The following is a 19,663-nucleotide window of genomic DNA, read 5'->3' as shown; positions in this document are numbered from 1 at the left end:
GAAAAGTATAGTTCGCCCTTGGCGGGAGGCAGGCTGAAGGGTCGTGAAGGCGATAGTCGGTTAGCTTCCTTGCAGGCCGGCGCTTGAAAACAATCAGTCTAAAAACCGCGTAGCGCAATGCAGCGTGTTTGCTAGGCTCAAGAATGTAGGCGAAGACGCAGACTGATGCGCAAGCGGATAGCAAGGGGACGTGGGGCGCGTTCCGAAGGGTACACGGTTAGAAAGATCTCCGCGCTGAGATCCAGCCCTTATGCCGTGTGAAGCAGCCGAGACCGTACCCCTTTCAATTTGGTCCGGTACTGTGAGAAGCCTGATAAACCTTGTAAGCCAGAGACCAGCACTGGCCGCCTACTCGAACACCAAAGCCCGCCTTGTGCGGGCTTTGACGTTTTCGGGCGTTAAATGCTGGCCAGCGCCTGCGCCAGATCGGCACGCAGGTCTTCGATGTCCTCGACGCCCACCGACAGACGCACCAGGCTGTCACCGATGCCGAGCTTGGCGCGGGTTTCGGCCGGGATGGTCGCGTGAGTCATGATCGCCGGGTGCTCGATCAGGCTTTCCACCCCGCCAAGGCTTTCGGCCAGGGCGAAGATCTGCACGTTCTCCAGGAAGCGCCGGGCGCCCGCCAGATCACTGTTCAGATCCAGGGAAATCATCCCGCCGAAACCACGCATCTGCCGCTTGGCCAGTTCGTGCTGCGGATGGGATTCCAGACCCGGGTAATAGACACGTTTGACCTGCGGCTGCTGTTCGAGCCAGCGCGCCAGTTCCAGCGCGTTGCTGCAATGACGCTCCATACGCAGCGCGAGGGTCTTCACGCCGCGCAGGGTGAGGAACGCGTCGAACGGGCCGGAGATGGCACCGACGGCGTTCTGCAGAAAGCCCAGGCGCTCGGCCAGCGCAGGATTGTCGCCAACCACCGCGATCCCCCCGATCACGTCGGAGTGACCGTTCAGGTATTTGGTGGTCGAGTGCAGCACGATGTCGAAACCCAGTTCCAGCGGACGCTGGATCCACGGGCTGGCAAAGGTGTTGTCGGCCACGCAGAGGATCCCGCGCGCCTTGCAGATGCGCGCGATGGCGGCGAGGTCGGACAGACCCAGCAGCGGGTTGGTCGGGCTCTCCACGATCACCATGCGCGTGTCGTCCTGCAACGACGCTTCGAACGCCGACAGATCCGCCAGATCGACGTAGCTGAAACGATGCCCGGCACTGCGCTGACGCACCTTGTCGAAGAGACGGAACGTGCCGCCGTACAGGTCATTGCCGGACACGATGTGCGAGCCGGCGTCGAGCAGTTCGAGCACGGTGGAAATCGTCGCCAGCCCGGACGCGAAGGCGAACGCCCGGGTGCCGCCCTCCAGATCCGCCACGCAGCGCTCCAGGGCAAAACGCGTCGGGTTGTGCGAGCGGCCGTAGTCAAAACCCTTGTGCACGCCGGGGCTGTCTTGCAGGTACGTGGAGTTGGCGTAGATCGGCGGCATCAGCGCGCCGGTGGTCGGGTCCGGCGTTTGCCCGGCGTGGATCACGCGGGTGGCGAAGCCTTGTTGACGGGCGTTCTTGTCATGCTGGCTCATGCCAGGGATCTCCGTAATTGATTGAGCATGTCGACGCGGGTGATCAGGCCGTGGAAGCCTGAGGCGTCGGCGATGATGGCCACCAGGCCGCTGCTGAGCACGGCTTCCAGTTCAGCCAGCGTGGCGCCGGGGGCGAGGGTTTGCAACTTGTCGGTCATCGCGCTGGCGACGGGTTTGCTGAAGAGGGAGGCGTCTTCGTGTACGCGCACCAGAATGTCCGACTCGTCGATCACGCCGACCAGTTGCTTGCCATCCACCAGCACCGGCAGTTGCGAAACATCGGCCAGGCGCATGCGCTGGAACGCGGTCATCAGCGTATCGTCCGGGCCGACGCTGACGACTTTGCCGTCTTCGAAGCGTCGGGCGATCAGATCGCGCAGGTCGCCGTAGCGTTTGCGCTGCAGCAGGCCCTGATCGGTCATCCACTGGTCGTTGTAGACCTTCGACAGATATCGGGTGCCGGTGTCGCAGACGAAGCTGACCACGCGTTTCGGCTCGGTCTGTTCGCGGCAGTAGCGCAGCGCGGCAGCGAGCAGGGTGCCGGTGGACGAACCACCGAGAATGCCTTCGGCTTTCAGCAGCTGGCGCGCGTGATCGAAGCTTTCCTCGTCGCTGATCGAGTAGGCGCTGCGCACGCTCGACAGGTCGGTGATCGACGGAATGAAGTCCTCACCGATGCCTTCCACTGCCCAGGATCCGGCGGTGCCCAAGTGCTTGCTGCGGCTGTATTCAGCCATCACCGAACCGACCGGGTCGGCCAGGATCATTTCCAGATCCGGTTGTACGCGCTTGAAGAAGCGGGTCAGGCCGGTCAGCGTGCCGGCCGAGCCAACGCCAACCACGATCGCGTCCAGGTCATGCTCGGTCTGGGCCCAGATTTCCGGCCCGGTGCTGCACTCGTGGGCCAGCGGGTTGGCGGGGTTGTTGAACTGGTCGGCGAAGAACGCGCCGGGAATGTCCTTGGCCAGACGCGCGGCGACATCCTGGTAATACTCGGGATGACCCTTGCCGACATCGGAGCGGGTGATGTGCACTTCGGCGCCCATGGCCTTGAGGTGCAGGACTTTCTCGGTGGACATTTTGTCCGGCACCACCAGCACGACGCGGTAGCCCTTGGCGCGGCCGACCAGGGCCAGGCCCAGACCGGTGTTGCCGGCGGTGGCCTCGACGATTGTGCCACCGGGTTGCAGGCGACCGTCGCGCTCAGCGGCGTCGATCATGGCCAGACCGATGCGGTCCTTGATCGAGCCGCCGGGGTTCTGTGATTCGAGTTTGAGAAACAGGGTGCAGGGACCGGTATCGAAGCGGGTGACTTGTACCAGCGGCGTATTGCCGATCAGCCCAAGTACGGCAGGGCGTGAATCCTTTGACATCTCTTCACCTCTTTGTGGTGTTGATCGCGTTCCATTCGCGGGGAAAAAGCTCGCGTGCAACATAGGCTCAGACCTGAGCTGTCGCAACCTTTAAACGGCCGGAAATACAGCCATTTCGATCTAACGATAGAACGAAATCGGAGAGGTGAAGGAAGTGATTTGCAGGGGTTTATACGCAGGCGTCATCGAGTATTGAAAGGGCGTCTTCAGCGTCACGAAGCGCTTGATCCGGTAGTAAAAATCTTGCAGCGAAAAATGCTGATTGATGCTCGTCAGAACCAGTCTCCGGTGCCGGGAAGATTTTTTCTCAGCGACTTACCGGGTATGCAGCGTTTGCAATCCCGAGCGACACACGATTAATATACGATCCATATACACTTCGTATCGGATATTGCCATGGGCATCGTAAAGATTTCAGAGGACATGCACGAGAATCTGCGCATTTCCAGCAACGCACTCAGCCGCTCGATCAACGCGCAGGCCGAACACTGGATGCGCATCGGCATGCTCGCCGAGCTGTATCCCGATCTTGATCACCACGCCATTTGCCGGTTGCTGATTCGCGCCGAGCAGTCGGGCGGTCTGGATCTGCAGCAGGTTTGCGCACTGGCGGATGCCGCGCAGAACGCCTCGGTCAAAGAGGCGGTAAAGGCATGAGAAACCCGATCAAGATCAACACCCAGGCCGAAATCGCTCAATCCCGCGAGGCCGGCAGACTGGCCGCCGAGGTGCTGGCGATGCTGGTGCCGCACGTCAAGGCTGGCGTCACCACCGATCAACTCGACCAGTTGTGCAACGACTACATCGTCAATGTGCAGAAAGCCATTCCGGCCAACGTCGGTTACCACGGCTTCCCGAAAACCGTCTGCGCGTCAGTCAACGAAGTGGTCTGCCATGGAATTCCTTCGAAGCGAGTGCTGAAGGACGGCGACATCGTCAACCTCGATATCGCGGTGATCAAGGACGGCTGGTTCGGCGACACCAGCCGCATGTACGTGGTCGGCGAGCCGACGCCCGAGGCGCGGCATCTGATCAAGACCACTTACGACGCCATGTGCGCCGGCATCCGCGTGGTGCGTCCGGGCGCTACGTTGGGTGACATCGGTCATGCGATCCAGACGTTGGCGGAAAAAGAAGGGTTCAGTGTGGTGCGCGAGTATTGCGGGCACGGGATCGGCAAGGTTTATCACGATGAACCGCAGGTGCTGCATTACGGTTATCCGGAGCAGGGCTTGAAGCTGAAGGCGGGGATGATCTTCACCATCGAGCCGATGCTCAATGCTGGCAAGCGGCATGTGAAGAGTCTGGCGGATGGCTGGACGGTGGTGACCAAGGACCAGTCGTTGTCGGCGCAGTGGGAGCATATGGTGGCGGTGACGGAGGACGGGTTTGAAGTGTTGACGGCTTGGCCTGATCAGATTGAGGGGTTTGCGGCTATCAAGTGAGACCGAGTCGGCCGCTGGCCCTCACCCCAGCCCTCTCCCGGGGGGAGAGGGAGCCGATTGGGGAATATTCGAGAAGTACGCCGACCTGAAAGCTCCGCAGTGAATCCATAATCGCCGCCGACCAGAATGCTGTGCCGAATCCATAATCAACTCGGTTTTTCAGGTCGATGTACAGCGCAAGACACCTCGGTCGGCTCCCTCTCCCTCCGGGAGAGGGCTGGGGTGAGGGCGGGCAGGCGACTCGGTGTTAATGAGCCCCCGCCGCTTTGTTCAAATCGCTCTCAGCCCACTCGGTATAGACGCAAGCATCCGCCGTCGCCCAACGCACCCGAACCGGATCTCCAGCCCTCAGCGGCATCCCCGCCGCCGACAACGCCTTCACCGTCATCGAAGTCCCGCCTGACGTCACCACACTGCACGTCTGACTCTCACCCAGAAACAACACCTCGACCACCTTCGCCGAAACCTCGTTCCAACCCGCCGCCAGCGGTTCATCGATCGCCTGCTGCACACTCAACGCCAAAGCCTTTTCCGGACGCACCATCAGCAAAACATCCTGCCCGGTCTGCAATCCGGCAGTCAGGCGAATCGACAGCGACTGCCCCTCAAAACTCGCCGCCGCATTGCCCTGCGCCTTGAGCTTGAGAAAGTTCGAGTTACCCAGAAACGACGCCACAAATGCATTCGGCGGATTCTGATAAAGGTCATAACCGCTGCCGAGCCCGACAATCTTGCCGTGACTGAAAATCGCGATGCGCTGGGACAGGCGCATGGCTTCTTCCTGGTCGTGGGTCACGTAGACGATGGTGATGCCGAGGCGACGGTGCAGCTGGCGCAATTCATCCTGCAGGTCTTCACGCAGTTTCTTGTCCAGCGCACCGAGCGGTTCGTCCATGAGCAGAATGCGTGGCTCATAAACCAGCGCCCGTGCAATGGCGACCCGTTGCTGCTGGCCGCCGGACAATTGCGAAGGGCGGCGATGGGCGAATTGTTCGAGCTGCACCAGTTTCAGCATCGCATCGACGCGCTTGTCACGTTCAGCGGCGGCGAGTTTGCGGATCGCCAGCGGGAACGCAATGTTGTCGCGCACCGACAGATGCGGGAACAGCGAATAACGCTGGAACACCATGCCGATGTCGCGCTTGTGCGGCGGCACGTTGACCAGCGACTGGCCGTTGACCAGGATCTCGCCGCTGCTCGGGGTTTCGAAGCCGGCGAGCATCGACAGCGTGGTGCTTTTGCCCGAGCCGCTGGAGCCGAGGAAGGTGAGGAATTCGCCGTCCTTGATGTCCAGCGAAATGTTGTCCACGGCCGCGAAATCGCCGTAGTGCTTGTTCAGGTTGCGCAGGCTGACCAGGGGTTTGTCGTTCTGCTGGGATGCGTCTTTGATCACGGCACTCATGTCGTACTCCTGGGCGCTCAGGCGCTGATTTCGTTGCGCCGGCGCAGGGCGGCGGCGATCACCATGACCAATACCGACAGGCCGATCAGCAGCGTCGAGGCGACGGCGATCACGGGCGTCAGGTCCTGGCGCAGGGTGGTCCACATTTTCACGGGAAGGGTTTGCAGGGTCGGGCTGGCCATCATCACGCTGAGCACCACTTCGTCCCACGAAACCAGGAAGGCGAAGAGGGCGCCGGCCACCATCCCCGGGCGAATCGCCGGGAAGGTCACCTTGAACACCGCTTGCAGGCGTGACGCACCGCAGATCACCGCCGCGTCTTCAATCGACTGATCGAACAGCTTCAGCGAATTGATGATCGAGATGATGGTGAACGGCAGCGCGACGATCACATGGCTGACGACGAAGGCAAACATCGTCCCGGTGTAGCCGAGCTTGAGGAACAGCGCGTACACCGCCACGGCGATGATCACCAGCGGCACGATCATCGGCAGGGTGAACAGACCGTAGAGCATTTCCCGGCCGGGGAAGCGTCCGCGTACCAGCGCAAAGGCCGTCGGCAAACCGAGGGCGACGGCGCAGATTGTGGTCAGCACCGCGACCTTGAGGCTGGCCAGTGCTGCGCTCATCCAGTCGGCGTTGGAGAAGAACTGCACGTACCATTTCAGCGTCCAGCCCGGTGGCGGGAACACCAGCCACTGGGACGAACCGAACGACAGCAGGACGATGAACACGATCGGCAACAACAGGAACAGGCCGATCAGCCCGGTGGTGAAATACAGGCCGAAGCGCATCCGGCGACTCATGGCATTGGGCGTCAGGAGCATCTCGGCTTACCTCGCGTTACTGGCGCCAACCGGGGATTCCGGTTGCAGCTTCAGGTAGACGTAGAACAGCACCAGCGTGATGACGATCAGCAACGCGGCGCCGGCGCTGGCCAGGCCCCAGTTGAGGAACGACTGCACCTGCTGAATGATGAATTCCGGCAGCATCATGTTCTGCGCCCCGCCCAGCAGCGCCGGAGTGACGTAGTAACCGAGCGACATCACGAACACCATCAACCCACCGGACGCCAGACCCGGCCGGCACAGCGGCAGGAACACCCGGAAGAAGTTGGTCCAGGGACTCGCGCCACAGATCGAACCGGCCTGCAGGATCATCGGGTCGATGGCCTGCATGGTCGCCTGCAACGGCAGCACGATGAACGGGATCATGATGTAGCTCATGCCGATCACCACCCCGGTCAGGTTGTGCACCATTTCCAACGGCTGATCGATGATGCCCAGCGCCATCAGCGCCTTATTGATGACGCCCGAAGCCTGCAACAGCACCAGCCACGAATAGGTGCGGGCGAGGAGGCTGGTCCACATCGACAGCAGCACGATGTTGAGGATCCAGCGGCCCCAGCCCCGTGGCACCAGGGTGATTGCCCAGGCCAGCGGAAAGCCCAGCAGCAGGCTGAACACCGTCACCAATCCCGCCACCGAAAAGGTGTTGAACAGCACACGGGCATACGCCGAGTTGGCGAACAGTTGTTCATAGTTGCCAAGGCCCGGCACCGGCTCCAGCACGCCGCGCAGCAACAAGCCAATCAGCGGTGCGAGAAAGAACAGACCGAGGAACAACAGCGCCGGCGCGAGATTGCCGGCGCCGCGCCAGCGTTGCTTGAGGGACGGGGCTTGCGCCATTGCACTCGCCTTGCCGGATGCCAGGCCGGTAGCGCTCGCGGCGCTCCCGGTGGCAGTGGAGGGACGGGACGCGGTGGCCGCCATTTTCATTTGACCAGCCATTCGTTCCACCGTGTCGCGATGGCCGGACCGTTCTTGGCCCAGTACGCGAAATCAAGAGTGATCTGATCCTTAGCGTAGGCAGTCGGCAGGTTCGGGGCCAGCGTCGAATCCAGACGCTGCACACTGTCGACGTTGACCGGGGCGTAGGCGGTCAGGTTGGAGAAGTCGGCCTGGCCCTTCGCGCTACTGGCGCTGGCCAGGAACTTCATCGCCGCGTCCTTGTTTTTCGCGCCCTTTGGCACCACCAGAATGTCGGCCATGACCAGGTTCTGTTTCCAGCTCACGCCGACCGGTGCGCCGTCTTCCTGCAGGGCGTGAATCCGGCCGTTCCAGAACTGCCCCATGCTCGCTTCACCGGAGGCCAGCAGTTGCTGCGACTGCGCGCCGCCGCCCCACCAGACGATGTCTTTCTTGATGGTGTCGAGTTTCTTGAAGGCGCGATCGAGGTCCAGCGGGTAGAGCTTGTCGGCTGCTACGCCGTCGGCGAGCAGGGCCAGTTCAAGTACGCCGGGGCTTGGCCATTTATAGAGGGCGCGTTTGCCGGGGAAAGTCTTGGTGTCGAACAGCGCGCTCCAGTCCTGCGGCTTGTTGGCGCCGAGCTTGCCCTCGTTGTAGCCGAGGACGAAGGAGAAGAAGAACGAGCCGACGCCGTGGTCGCTGACAAAACGCGGGTCGATCTTGTCGCGCTGGATCTGTTTGAAATCGAGGGGTTCGAGCAGGCCTTCGGCGGCGGCGCGCAGGGCGAAGTCAGCTTCGACATCGACCACGTCCCATTGCACGTTGCCGCTCTCGACCATGGCCTTGAGTTTGCCGTAGTCGGTCGGGCCGTCCTGCACGACGGTGATGCCGCTGGCCTTGCTGAACGGATCGGCCCAGGCCTGTTTCTGCGCATCCTGGGTGCTACCGCCCCAGCTGACAAAGTTCACACTCTCGGCGGCCATCGCGGCCTGACCGGTCACGCTCAGCAGTCCCGCGAAAAAGATCGCGGTTGCAGCTTTGTTCAACACCATTTTTACGCCCTCATTGTTGTGTTTTTGAGCGGGCTTGCGTTGTTGCCCGCCTGTCGGGAGCAGTAGCTGGACGGTTTTTCAGGTCGTCCGGTCTATGGAATATCATATTATGGTATTCCAAACTTTGTGCAAGCACTTTGCCGTACCGGCTATCTGGCGGCTTATGGTTTTTGAGGTGTTCGATGTGGGGATTTTGGCTGAATTTTAGATCCAACCCCTCACCCCAGCCCTCTCCCGGAGGGAGAGGGAGCAGATCTCTATGCTGTTCAAAACTCGAGTTCGACTCTGAGTTTCAGGTCGATGTATAGCGGTAAAACAACTCGGTCGGCTCCCTCTCCCTCTGGGAGAGGGCTGGGGTGAGGGCAGCATTAGCCGCTTGAAATGCAACATCGAATCACTCGGTGAACGGAATGCTCTCAACCACCTCAAGATCGTAGCCAGTCAACCCGGCATATTTCAGCGGCGGCCCCAAGTGGCGAAGCTTGCCGACGCCCAGATTCTGCAGAATCTGCGCCCCGGTGCCGACTTCCGAATAGATCCGCGATTGCGAGCGACTGAACTGCCGAGGCGGCTGAGTCAGTTGCGGAATGCGCTCCAGCAACGCCTGCGAAGACTCATGATTGGCCAGCACCACCACAACGCCATGCCCTTCGGCAGCGACCCGTTGCAGCGCCGCCCACAACGTCCAGTTCGTCGGCCCGCTGTACTCGGCACCCACCAGATCCCGCAGCGGATCGATCACGTGCACGCGCACCAGCGTCGGCTCTTCACGGCGCAGCTCACCCATGACCATCGCCATGTGCACGCCGCCCTCGATGCGATCTTCGAAAGTGATCAAACGGAAGGTGCCATGCACCGTCGGCAGTTCCCGCTCGCCGATGCGCTCGATGGTGTGTTCGGTGCTCAGGCGATAGTGGATCAGGTCGGCGATGGTGCCGATCTTGATCCCGTGCTTGCGCGCGAAGATTTCCAGATCCGGGCGACGGGCCATGGTGCCGTCGTCGTTCATCACTTCGACGATCACCGAGGCCGGCGTGAAACCCGCCAGCCGCGCCAGATCACAACCAGCCTCGGTGTGACCGGCACGGGTCAACACGCCACCTTCCTTAGCGCGCAACGGAAAGATATGACCGGGCTGCACCAGGTCTTCTGCGCGTGCGTTCGGCGCCACCGCAGCGGCCACCGTACAAGCGCGGTCAGCGGCGGAAATCCCGGTAGTCACGCCGACCGCCGCTTCGATGGAGACCGTGAACGCGGTGCTGAACACGCTGCCATTGCTCGGCACCATCTGCTCCAGCCCGAGACGCTGGCAATGATCGTCAGTCAACGTCAGGCAGATCAGCCCCCGAGCCTCACGGGCCATGAAACTGATCGCCTCGGACGTGCAACGGTCGGCGGCCAGCAGCAGGTCACCTTCGTTTTCCCGGTCTTCGTCATCGACCAGCAACACCATTTTGCCGAGGCGATAATCTTCGATGATTTCTTCGATGCTGTTGAAGGCCATGCTGGACTCTCGATGTGGATGAAATTCGTGGTATACCATAATACAAAATCAACCAAGAGGTCACTATGAAGGCGTACTGGATTGCTCACGTGGACATCACCGATCCCGATCACTACAGCCAATACACCCAGCGCGCGCCGAAAGCGTTCGCCGAATTCGGCGCGAAGTTTTTAGCCAGAGGCGGGCGCAGCGAAGCGATGGAAGGCAGGGCGACGCCGCAGCGCAGCGTGGTGATCGAGTTCGACAGCTACGAGCAGGCGGTGGCGTGCTATCGCTCGGCGGCGTATCAGAAAGCGAAGAGCTACCGTGAGGAGTGGGCGCGGGCAGAGATTGTCATCGTTGAAGGGATGGCGCCGTAAGCGCTTGTTTACGATTCCAGAGGAACTGGCGAATCGATGGTGGCTGCGATCTTTTGATGCTCTTTTTCGTGATCAGAAGATCGCAGCTATCAGCGGTTAAGGACTGTGATTCGTTGCTCAGCCTTGTGCTTGAATCTTCCGCCCTAATACGTCCATTACATCACAGCCATCACGAAGCAAAATCGCTGCTGCGTGGGCGAGTTGCTGCACATCGACACCCTTGGCAGCTGAAATATCCAGGCTGGCGAGGCTTTCCATCATCTGTGTAGCTGCCAAAAACCTGCTCGCCGCGCTGCTGTGCAAAACGTCCAGCGGCGCCTGTGTTGAGACCAGGAGCACTGGAATGCTGTCTTCGTTGTGGGTCATTGAAATGTGGGTATTCATACGCCAGCACCTGCCTGAAGATTGCCTGTGAAGGTTCTTCTCAGCGCTATCGACATATTGTCGACCAGGAATTGTCTGAGTCGATCGCGGCGAGTGTAGGGGATGAGTTCTATGGTCGATTCCGTCATGGGTGTAGCTCCGTAAGATCCAGTAGAGCTGCCACAAAAACGCCGTCAAACGAAATTGGGTGGCAACTGTGCGTGGGTTGACGGACCGGCTCTCACGGACACCGGCGCACCCGAAGATGCCCCGCGCACAGTCGCCATAAAGAATGCATCGGACACAGGAGTGCTCGAGCAGAGAAGGCTATGCACGTCGTGAGAAGATTACGGGCCGTCAAACCCGATCACGAATGAGTCGTGACAGGCGTGAGGATAGGGAGTGGGGCTAGGGCCGTCAACCAGCGGCACGCCGGAAAACGCAACCAGTCCTGTAAGCCGGTTCCGTTTCGTATTTTGCTCGTTCAGGAGTGATCAAGGATCGGTTACTATCCAGCCATTGTGACGTTCAAAGGAGAGAAACGATGGCAGGAAAGCCAGTCGCACGACTTGGAGACCCAGGAAGTCACGGCGGAAATATCACCACTGGATCGAGCCCTATTTTCGTTAACTCAATGCCTGTTGCTTTGGTAGGAGACACATATTCCTGCCCGGTTCACGGCAGTAATCCCATAACGACGGGTGCTCCTCACGTGTTCGGTCTGGGAAAAGATGTAGCACACGTAGGCTCGCAGACAGCCTGCGGAGCGACGATCACTGCCGGGTCTCCCGATACCTTCGTGGGTGAATCCGGTGGGGGGGCGCCCACTAGCTTTTTCTCGCAGTTCCTGAAAGAAAAGACGTTTGTCGAGTTTCAGTTGCTGAACGATAGAGATGAGCCTGTTGCCAACGAGGCGTACGAACTGACACTCCCCGATGGAACGTTGATGACAGGTGTCCTTGACGAAAACGGCTTCGTGCATGTTGCAAACATCCCTAGGGGAAGTTGCAGTATTAAATTCCCGAAACTTGAAGATACGGAACATCTTTAATGGTTCAGCCTACTAAAACTACCAGCACGACACAGGCAGCAAAAAGTACAGGCGCATCGGGGAAAACTACAAAAACCAACCAAGTAGTCGTGTCGGGTGCATATATGGAGATACTTGTGGGTGGCCCTTACACCCGTGACAAGGAAGAGCATCCTTTCGGACATGCTGCTTTACACGTAGTGGTTGGTTCTAAAGACATCACCTATGACTTTGGGCGCTATGGAAAAACCTGGGGGACGTTTGATAGCGAAGGGGAGGGAGTGCTGAACGTTTGGACATCCTTCAAAGCGTACATCTCGGGTGAGAACAGCTTGGGGCGCACAACAACTGGATTTGTTTATTTTTTGGATAGTGCAACCGCTGAGGCCGTTATCGCTCACTTCGACGGTATTGTCGCCCAGAAAAAGGAGCTGAGAAGAAAGACAGCAACGTCTGCGCGCTATGTATTGCCGTCCAACTATCATCCAACCACCAATAACTGCACAACTGTAACGATAGCGGGAGCCAAAATTTCGGGTAAGCCAATCGTGCAGAATCCGTCCAAATATAGCGAAATGCGTGGATTGTCATTCCTGGAAAGGCAGGCTGCGCGCACGCAGACCAAACCTCAGGACGGGATTTTCATGCCTGCGGATTTACAAGCCATGCTCGAAGGGAATACTGAGGCGCACTATGATAAAAAGAATGTTTACAAATAGGCAGATTGGCTTTTGGCTGACGGCGGCCTTATTTGTAAATGCAGTCTTTATGGCTTTTCTGATTTTTGGCGATACTGCAAAGGAACACACTATGAAGATGATTAAAACTAAAGAGCCACTGCTGATCGAAGGGCAAGGTGGCGATGACAATTACTATGTCCTGCCGATGGGAACAACGCTATATCACGATAAAAGCTTTCCTGAAGGGCACGATCGTTATGTTGTGTATCTGAATCACAAAGGTGCCATTGCCCACGAAGAAGTCCCAATGAAACCTGAATATGGCGGTTCTTTTATCGATCCTCTTTGGCTGGCCAATATTGATGCCGATACCTTGAAAGACATTTTCAAGCGTTTCCCGCTCTCCAAGAAAGACATCTCCGCTGCTCTCAAAGCCAATGAAATCACCAAAGATGATCTGGCGGATATCATTCGTGCGATGCCGGACTGAGCACCTATCTACCGAGGAATCGGGCCGGGCTCTGTATCTCTTGCAAGTGACGGCTGATCAACGCATGAAATGAATCTTGCCGCTGTCGTCGTTGCCCATGTACATGCCATACACCCCGGCCTGGCGTTCCTCGATGTAGCGTTCGAGGATCTGCCGGATCGCCGGGTAGTAGATCTGCTCCCACGGGATGTCTTCCGGGGCGAAGAATTTGCAGGCGAGGGTTTCCGGGCCGTACTGGCCGGTGATCTCCAGCGCGAGGGCGCGGAAGATGATGTAGACCTCGCTGATCTTCGGCACGCTGAAGATCGAATACGGCGAGACGATTTCCGCGCGTACGCCGCTTTCTTCCCAGACTTCGCGCAGGGCGGCCTGTTCGGTGGTTTCGCCGCTTTCCATGAAACCGGCGGGCAGGGTCCAGGTGCCGGGGCGCGGGGGGATCGCCCGTTGGCATAAGAGGTATTTGCCGTCCTGCTCGATGATGCAGCCGGCGATGATCTTCGGGTTTACATAGTGGATGTAGCCGCAGCCGCGGCACATCAGGCGCTCGTGCGTATCGCCCGGCGGCACTTGCTGACCGAGGTCAGCGCCACCGCATTTCGGGCAAAAGCTCGGGCTGAACATGTCAGTGACCTATGCGCGGTTCTTTCAGCGCGATGGGCAGGGTGATTGGCGGTGTGTCGCCGGTCTCTTCCTGTTTGCGCTTGAGGTAATCGAGAGCGACGGCAGCCGCAGCGCGCACGTGATCGACGCACGCCTGATGCGCCGCCAGCGGATCGCCGCTCTTGATCGCCTCGACCATTTTTTCCATCTCGTGATTACTGGCGCCGCGACGGTTTTCCTGGGACACCGACGTTGCGCGCAGATAGCTGATCCGCGCCTGCAACTGACGCAACTGGGTGGCCGCGACATGGTTGCCTGAGCCTTCCAGCAACACGTCGTAGAAACCCTGCACCGAATCGATCACCTGTTGCAGCTCGCCGTCCTTGAGTGCCTTGCGGTTCTCGTCGAGGGCTTTTTCCAGGGCCTTGATGTCCTTGGCCTTGGCGCGCAGGGTGAACAGCTGGACGATCAGGCCTTCGAGTACGCAACGAAGTTCATAGATGTCGACGGCATCGGCGAGGGTGATGATCGCCACGCGCGGACCCTTGGCGTCGGCGAATTCCACCAGGCCTTCGGATTCCAGGTGACGCAAGGCTTCACGCACCGACGTACGGCTCACGCCCAGGCGATCGCACAGATCGCGCTCCACCAGGCGATCGCCGGGCAGCAGCTGGAAGTTCATGATGGCGCTTCGCAGTTTATCCAGCACGATTTCGCGCAGGGTGACGGGGTTGCGATTGACCTTGAAGCTGTCGTCGAGTGGCAGGCGTTTCATGGGGTCCGCTCTTTAAGGTGGCTGTCCATGCCAGACGGGCATCAAAACAGCCGAGGGGTTAACTGGAGGCCTCGGCGTCGGCTTCGGCGAAGGCTTCACGGGCGAGCCGGAAACTGTCCACGGCTGCCGGGACGCCGCAATAAATACCGACCTGAAGCAGAATTTCGCGTATTTGCTCACGACTCAGGCCGTTACGCAAGGCGCCGCGCACATGCAGTTTCAGTTCATGCGGGCGGTTGAGCGCCGAGATCATCGCCAGGTTGATCATGCTGCGCTCCTTGAGCGACAGGCCTTCACGTCCCCAGACGTGGCCCCAGCAGTATTCGGTGACCATTTCCTGCAGCGGGCGGGTGAAGTCGTCGGCATTCTCGATCGAGCGCTGCACGTAGGCTTCGCCCAGTACCTGGGTGCGGATCTTCAGGCCTTGCTCGTACTTTTCGTTGCTCATGTGTTTCTCCGCTCAACCCAGTGTCGGCAACGCGCCGAGCTTGCCCTTGTGATAAATCATCGGCGTCACCGGTTGCTCCGGCAGGATCAGGTTCTTCACTGCGCCAACGATGATCGCGTGGTCACCGCCGTCGTATTCACGCCACAACTCGCACTCGATGATCGCCGTGGCCTTGGCGAGGATCGGGTTACCGAGCTCGCTCAAGTGCCACTCGATGCCGTTGGCCTTGTCCTTGCCTTTGCCGGCGAAAGCATAGGCCTCGGCGGTCTGGTCGGCGGACAGCAAATGAATCGCGAACTTCTTGCTGTCGCGCAGTACCGGGTAGGTGTCGGAGGCGTAGTTGGGGCAGAACAGCACCAGCGCCGGATCAATCGACAGCGCACTGAAGGCGCTGGCGGTGATGCCGACGATGCCACCGTCCGGGTCGAGGGTGGTGACCACCGTGACCCCGGACGGAAACGAGCTCATGACGTCTTTGTAAATGCCGGGTTCGATCATGTCGCAGTACTCCTAACGCATCACAAACGGATCAGGCATCGGCGCCTGGGAGAGGTTGATCCACACCGTTTTCAGTTCGGTGTAGGCCAGCACCGAATCGATGCCGCTTTCGCGTCCATAGCCACTGTTCTTGAAGCCGCCGATCGGTGCCATCGCCGACACCGCGCGGTAGGTGTTGACCCAGATAATCCCCGAGCGCACGTCCCGGGCCAGGCGATGGGCCCGGCCCAGATCGCGGGTCCAGATGCCGGCGGCGAGGCCGAACTGCGAGTCGTTGGCGATCGCCAGCGCTTCGGCTTCATCCTTGAAGCGGATCACCGAGGCCACCGGACCAAAGACTTCTTCCTGCATGATCTTCATTGAGTTGCGATCGCATTCGAACAGCGTCGGTTCGTAGAACCAGCCATCACCGACGCCACTCGGACGCTTGCCACCCAGACGCAGGCGCGCGCCTTCGGCGATGGCATCGGCCACCAGACCTTCAACCACTGCCAGTTGCTGCGCGGTGGCCATCGGACCCATTTCGCTGCTGTCGTCCTGCGGGTTGCCGATGCGGATGCGCTGGGCGCGTTCCACCAATCGGCTGACGAATTCGTCGTAGATTTCATCCTGCACCAGCAGTCGCGAACCGGATACGCAGCTCTGACCGGATGCGGCGTAGATCCCGGCGATGGCGCCGTTGATCGCACTGTCGAGATCAGCGTCGGCAAAGATGATGTTCGGCGATTTGCCGCCCAGTTCCAGCGACAGCTTGGCGAAGTTCTCGGCGCTGCTGCGCACCACGTGCCGGGCCGTGGCCGCGCCGCCGGTGAAGGCGATCTTGCGGATCAGCGGATGACGGGTGAGGGCGGCGCCAGTGCTCGGGCCGTAGCCGGTCACGACGTTGACCACCCCCGGCGGAATCCCGGCTTCGAGGGCCAGACGCGCCAGCTCCAGAATGGTCGCCGAGGCATGCTCGGACGGTTTGATCACGATGGTATTGCCGGCAGCCAGCGCCGGCGCCAGTTTGATCGCGGTCAGGTAAAGCGGGCTGTTCCAGGGAATGATCGCGGCGACCACGCCCATGGCTTCGTGCACGGTGTAGGCGAACAGATCGGGTTTATCCAGCGGCAGGGTGCCGCCTTCGAGCTTGTCGGCGAGGCCGGCGGTGTAGTGGAAGAACTCCGGCAGATAACCGACCTGACCCCGGGTTTCGCGGATCAGTTTGCCGTTGTCGCGGCTTTCCAGCTGCGCCAGTTGTTCCTTGTTTTCAGCGATCAGGTCACCGAGACGACGCAGCAGTTTGCCGCGCGCGGTGGCGGTCAGACCACGCCATGCCGGGCTGTCGAAGGCGGTCTGCGCGGCTTGCACGGCGCGTTCGACGTCGGCCTCGTCAGCGTCGGGCAGTTCGGCCCAGGGTTCGGCCAGCGCCGGGTTGAGGCTTTCGAACGTCTTGCCGGAGAGGGCGTCGACCCATTCTCCGCCGATGCACATCTGGAAGCGTGCGAGCGTCATGCAACGATCCCCTTTATATGGTTTTGTCGGGCGTGTGCGGTGTCGAGAAATTCCAGCAGCGTCTGGTTTACCAGCCGTGGCGACTCTACCGGCATCATATGCCGTTGCTCGGGCAGCACGGCAACCTTCGCGCCGGGAATGCGCGCGGCCAGTTGCTCGGCCATTTCCGGGGTCGATCCGGGGTCCAGCTCGCCGGTGGCGATCAGCGTCGGCGCCTGGATGCTGCCCAGGTCGTCGGCGCGGTACATGTCCTGGGTGGCGAACAGTTCGTAGGTGGTCAGGTAGCCTTGCGGATCATTGCCGGCCAGGGTCTGGCGGATCGCAGCGATCTGCGCCGGGTTGGCCGCCTGATATTCACGGCTGAACCAGCGCGACAGCGCCGCTTCGGCATTCGCGTCCGGTCCGTGTTCGGCCGCTTGCGCAGTGCGGGCGATAACCCCGGCGCGCTGCTCTTCGCTGCGGTTGAACACGCTGTTGAGCACTACCAGGCTTTTCAGGCGCTCCGGGTAATGCAGGGCAAACGCCCGCGCCACCAGACCGCCCATGGAAAAGCCGATCACTGATGCCTCGGGCAATTGCAGGTGGTCAAGCAGCTCCAGCAACTGATCAGCGTAACCGAGCAGGGCGGTGCCGCTGGCCGGGCGCGGGCTGGCGCCATGACCGAGCATGTCGTAGGCGATCACCCGGTATTGCGTGGCCAGGCCAACAATCTGGCCGCCCCACATTTCTTTGTTCAGGCCCACGCCGTGGATCAACACCACGGGTTGGCCAACGCCTGTCGCCAGATAACTGGTGCCGGCCGGGGTGAGTTCAGCGGTGAGCCGAATCATGGAGCGCTCCTGCAATGCCTTTTTTATTGTGGTTACTGGGCTTTTTCGGCGGCCAGTTCTTCCAGATCGATGTAGCGGTTGCCGATGCGCGGGTGCAGGCGACCACCGTCGGCGCAACCGAGCACCACGACGATTTCGTCGGCGCGCGGGGCGTCTTCGATCTGCATTTCCAGGGTGATGTAGTGCGAGCGCAGGCCTTCGTCGTCCTTGTGCATCATCGGGATCTGAATCGAAGTGCCCGGACCACCGCGCTTGTTGGTGAAGCTCAGGTAGCTCTTGGCCTTGACCGCTTCGCGGTAGTGGTTGCCGAAGCGCAGGGTGTGGATCACCGCCGACGCGTGTTCGATTTCGCCATCGGCACCGACCACCGCGGCTTTGCCGTAAGCCTCGATCTTCTCGGCGCCGCCGATGATCCCCACCAGACGCTCGACCATCATCGCGCCGAGGTCCGAGCAATTGGCGCGGATCTGCGGCTTGAGGTCTTCGACAAAGCCATTGCCGACCCACGGGTTCTTCATCACGACAGCCAGGCCGACCATGGTCACCGGGGTGTCGGACGCCTTGCCGCCTTCAATGAAGGTCTCTTCGACATAGCTGACGATCTTGCGAATTTCGAAACTCATGAGCTGCTCCGTAGGGGGTAAAGAGTGTCTGTGCGTCTGATGGTATACCATAATACCGATCGCGCAAGTCCCCCTCGCAAGAATCCCTGCCATCAGTCGGACGAATGCCCGCGCATTCAGCTGCCGCTGTAGTCCCTTTCGGTTAACAAAAGATAACGTTGCGCCGATTGTCAGACGTTTCGAATGCCCGATAGGATGAGCCAGCTTCCGAAGGGGCTCTGGACAGCGGGTTTCAGGACTATGCTTGTGACCAGGCAGTCACCGTGAGCACCCTTGCGGCGCCCTTAAGGTCCATGACCAACAATAATAAACAGGGGAAGGTCTATGAGTCGTTGCCGCCCGCCGGCGTTACGCAACACCGCGTTGCTGGCCACAGCACTCTCTCTGCTGGGCTTTGCCACATTGTCGGCGCCGGTTCTCGCCGCCGAAGCGCCCGCCGACGTGGTCTATGCCACCGAATCGGCCAAGGCCTCGAAAAGCCTGATGCTCGATGTCGTTCACGCCGGAACCCGGCTGGTGGCGGTCGGGGATCGCGGGCACATTCTCTATTCCGACGATCAGGGCAAGACCTGGACCCAGGCCAAAGTGCCGAGCCGCCAGTTGCTGACCGCCGTTTATTTCGTCGATGACAAGCACGGCTGGGCCGTCGGCCACGACGCACAGATCCTCGCCAGCGAAGACGGCGGCCTGACCTGGACCAAACAGTTCGAAGACCTCAAGCGCGAATCGCCGCTGCTCGACGTCTGGTTCAAGGATGTCAACAGTGGCCTCGCCGTGGGTGCCTACGGCGCGCTGCTGGAAACCACCGACGGCGGCAAAAACTGGGAAGACGTCAGCGATCGCCTCGACAACGAAGACCAGTTCCACCTAAACGCCATCGGCGCGGTAAAAGACGCCGGTCTGTTCATCGTTGGCGAGTCGGGCAGCATGTTCCGCTCCGCCGACTGGGGCCAGACCTGGGAAAAACTCGAAGGCCCGTACGAAGGCTCGCTGTTCGGCGTGATCGGCACGGCGCAGCCGCAAACCCTGCTGGCCTACGGTCTGCGGGGCAACCTTTACCGCTCCACCGATTTCGGCAGCACCTGGGAGCAGGTCGAACTGAAAGCCGCGCGCGGTTCGCTGGAGTTCGGCCTGTCCGGTGCCACACTGCTTGCGGACGGCTCCATCGTCATCGTCGGCAACGGCGGCTCGGTGGTCAGCAGCAGTGACAACGGCGAAACCTTCAGCGTGTTCAACCGTCCGGATCGCATCTCGCTGTCGTCGGTCACCGCCGCCGGCAACGGCAATCTGATCCTGAGCGGGCAGGGTGGCGTTCGGGTCACGACTGCGAACGGCGCCGAGCTGGGCAAATGAGCCGAATCAATAATAAGAA

The 19,663-nt window shown here is 60.4% G+C and carries 22 protein-coding genes; 7 read left to right on the top strand and 15 right to left on the bottom strand.

The features are described from left to right. Positions 1-398 precede the first annotated feature (398 nt). Together CAF80_RS13645 and CAF80_RS13640 are read right to left on the bottom strand one after the other, a co-directional pair. Entirely contained in the window at positions 399-1,577 is a 1,179-nt protein-coding gene (locus tag CAF80_RS13645) for a cystathionine gamma-synthase (protein WP_085667603.1), read from the bottom strand. Then, positions 1,574-2,950, bottom strand: coding sequence for a pyridoxal-phosphate dependent enzyme (locus tag CAF80_RS13640; protein WP_074688611.1), 1,377 nt, complete (start codon positions 2,948-2,950; stop codon positions 1,574-1,576). The genes CAF80_RS13645 and CAF80_RS13640 overlap by 4 nt, the downstream gene beginning before the upstream one ends. Positions 2,951-3,346: 396 nt before the next feature. Here CAF80_RS13640 and CAF80_RS13635 point away from each other — a divergent pair, with 396 nt between their 5' ends. Then, positions 3,347-3,607, top strand: coding sequence for a ParD-like family protein (locus tag CAF80_RS13635; protein ID WP_039766896.1), 261 nt, complete (start codon positions 3,347-3,349; stop codon positions 3,605-3,607). Continuing rightward, positions 3,604-4,395, top strand: coding sequence for a type I methionyl aminopeptidase (gene map / locus CAF80_RS13630; RefSeq protein WP_039766894.1), 792 nt, complete (start codon positions 3,604-3,606; stop codon positions 4,393-4,395). The genes CAF80_RS13635 and map overlap by 4 nt, the downstream gene beginning before the upstream one ends. 247 nt (positions 4,396-4,642) lie before the next feature. On the opposite strand, the gene CAF80_RS13625 is transcribed toward map, so the two are convergent. The 5 genes from CAF80_RS13625 to ribBA form a co-directional block, all read right to left on the bottom strand. Beyond that, positions 4,643-5,797: an ABC transporter ATP-binding protein gene (locus CAF80_RS13625; protein WP_074688607.1), complete on the bottom strand. Its 1,155-nt coding sequence runs from the start codon at positions 5,795-5,797 to the stop codon at positions 4,643-4,645. 17 nt (positions 5,798-5,814) lie between these two features. After that, positions 5,815-6,624, bottom strand: coding sequence for an ABC transporter permease (locus tag CAF80_RS13620; protein ID WP_007957396.1), 810 nt, complete (start codon positions 6,622-6,624; stop codon positions 5,815-5,817). 6 nt (positions 6,625-6,630) lie between these two features. Continuing rightward, positions 6,631-7,575, bottom strand: a complete 945-nt coding sequence (locus tag CAF80_RS13615; RefSeq protein WP_074688605.1) for an ABC transporter permease — start codon at positions 7,573-7,575, stop codon at positions 6,631-6,633. Further along, positions 7,572-8,597: an ABC transporter substrate-binding protein gene (locus tag CAF80_RS13610; protein WP_074688603.1), complete on the bottom strand. Its 1,026-nt coding sequence runs from the start codon at positions 8,595-8,597 to the stop codon at positions 7,572-7,574. The genes CAF80_RS13615 and CAF80_RS13610 overlap by 4 nt, the downstream gene beginning before the upstream one ends. 394 nt (positions 8,598-8,991) lie before the next feature. After that, positions 8,992-10,101 (bottom strand): bifunctional 3,4-dihydroxy-2-butanone-4-phosphate synthase/GTP cyclohydrolase II, encoded by a 1,110-nt coding sequence (gene ribBA / locus CAF80_RS13605; RefSeq protein ID WP_074688601.1) that lies wholly within the window; start codon positions 10,099-10,101, stop codon positions 8,992-8,994. A 65-nt stretch (positions 10,102-10,166) separates the two neighbouring features. On the opposite strand from ribBA, the gene CAF80_RS13600 reads away from it, so the two are divergent. Then, entirely contained in the window at positions 10,167-10,460 is a 294-nt protein-coding gene (locus CAF80_RS13600) for a DUF1330 domain-containing protein (protein ID WP_074688599.1), read from the top strand. A gap of 117 nt (positions 10,461-10,577) precedes the next feature. On the opposite strand, the gene CAF80_RS13595 is transcribed toward CAF80_RS13600, so the two are convergent. Then, positions 10,578-10,844: a short-chain dehydrogenase gene (locus CAF80_RS13595; protein WP_074688597.1), complete on the bottom strand. Its 267-nt coding sequence runs from the start codon at positions 10,842-10,844 to the stop codon at positions 10,578-10,580. A 523-nt stretch (positions 10,845-11,367) separates the two neighbouring features. Between CAF80_RS13595 and CAF80_RS13590 the strand changes: the two genes are divergently transcribed. From CAF80_RS13590 to CAF80_RS13580, 3 genes are all read left to right on the top strand, one after another. Further along, positions 11,368-11,874: a PAAR domain-containing protein gene (locus tag CAF80_RS13590; protein ID WP_074688595.1), complete on the top strand. Its 507-nt coding sequence runs from the start codon at positions 11,368-11,370 to the stop codon at positions 11,872-11,874. Continuing rightward, positions 11,874-12,572: a hypothetical protein gene (locus CAF80_RS13585; RefSeq protein ID WP_052912742.1), complete on the top strand. Its 699-nt coding sequence runs from the start codon at positions 11,874-11,876 to the stop codon at positions 12,570-12,572. The genes CAF80_RS13590 and CAF80_RS13585 overlap by 1 nt, the downstream gene beginning before the upstream one ends. Before the next feature lie 91 nt (positions 12,573-12,663). After that, positions 12,664-13,023, top strand: a complete 360-nt coding sequence (locus tag CAF80_RS13580) for a hypothetical protein (protein ID WP_236676608.1) — start codon at positions 12,664-12,666, stop codon at positions 13,021-13,023. 57 nt (positions 13,024-13,080) lie between these two features. On the opposite strand, the gene CAF80_RS13575 is transcribed toward CAF80_RS13580, so the two are convergent. The 7 genes from CAF80_RS13575 to CAF80_RS13545 are packed head-to-tail and all read right to left on the bottom strand — an operon-like array spanning position 13,081 to position 18,291. Continuing rightward, a complete protein-coding gene (locus CAF80_RS13575; RefSeq protein WP_007957402.1) occupies positions 13,081-13,644 on the bottom strand; it encodes an NUDIX hydrolase in 564 nt (187 codons plus the stop codon). Position 13,645: 1 nt separating this feature from the next. Then, positions 13,646-14,398 carry a GntR family transcriptional regulator gene (locus CAF80_RS13570; protein ID WP_039766879.1) on the bottom strand — a complete coding sequence of 251 codons (753 nt, stop codon included), beginning with the start codon at positions 14,396-14,398 and terminating at the stop codon, positions 13,646-13,648. Positions 14,399-14,456: 58 nt separating this feature from the next. Beyond that, complete coding sequence (locus CAF80_RS13565; protein ID WP_007957404.1) at positions 14,457-14,846, bottom strand: carboxymuconolactone decarboxylase family protein; 390 nt, start codon at positions 14,844-14,846, stop codon at positions 14,457-14,459. A 12-nt stretch (positions 14,847-14,858) separates the two neighbouring features. Next, on the bottom strand, positions 14,859-15,344 hold the full coding sequence (locus tag CAF80_RS13560) for a flavin reductase family protein (RefSeq protein WP_007957406.1): 486 nt from the start codon (positions 15,342-15,344) through the stop codon (positions 14,859-14,861). Positions 15,345-15,356: 12 nt separating this feature from the next. Beyond that, on the bottom strand, positions 15,357-16,838 hold the full coding sequence (locus tag CAF80_RS13555) for an aldehyde dehydrogenase (protein WP_085603065.1): 1,482 nt from the start codon (positions 16,836-16,838) through the stop codon (positions 15,357-15,359). Continuing rightward, a complete protein-coding gene (locus CAF80_RS13550) occupies positions 16,835-17,668 on the bottom strand; it encodes an alpha/beta fold hydrolase (protein WP_039766874.1) in 834 nt (277 codons plus the stop codon). Before CAF80_RS13550 ends, CAF80_RS13555 begins: the two co-directional genes overlap by 4 nt. 32 nt (positions 17,669-17,700) lie before the next feature. Then, positions 17,701-18,291, bottom strand: a complete 591-nt coding sequence (locus CAF80_RS13545; protein WP_007957412.1) for an amino acid synthesis family protein — start codon at positions 18,289-18,291, stop codon at positions 17,701-17,703. Between the two features lie 324 nt (positions 18,292-18,615). On the opposite strand from CAF80_RS13545, the gene CAF80_RS13540 reads away from it, so the two are divergent. After that, complete coding sequence (locus tag CAF80_RS13540; protein ID WP_039766872.1) at positions 18,616-19,644, top strand: YCF48-related protein; 1,029 nt, start codon at positions 18,616-18,618, stop codon at positions 19,642-19,644. Positions 19,645-19,663: the final 19 nt, after the last annotated feature.

The sequence above is a fragment of the Pseudomonas sp. B34(2017) genome (assembly GCF_002112915.1).
GTDB classification, from domain to species: domain Bacteria; phylum Pseudomonadota; class Gammaproteobacteria; order Pseudomonadales; family Pseudomonadaceae; genus Aquipseudomonas; species Aquipseudomonas pharyngis.
This window is presented reverse-complemented; position numbering and strand designations above follow the sequence as displayed.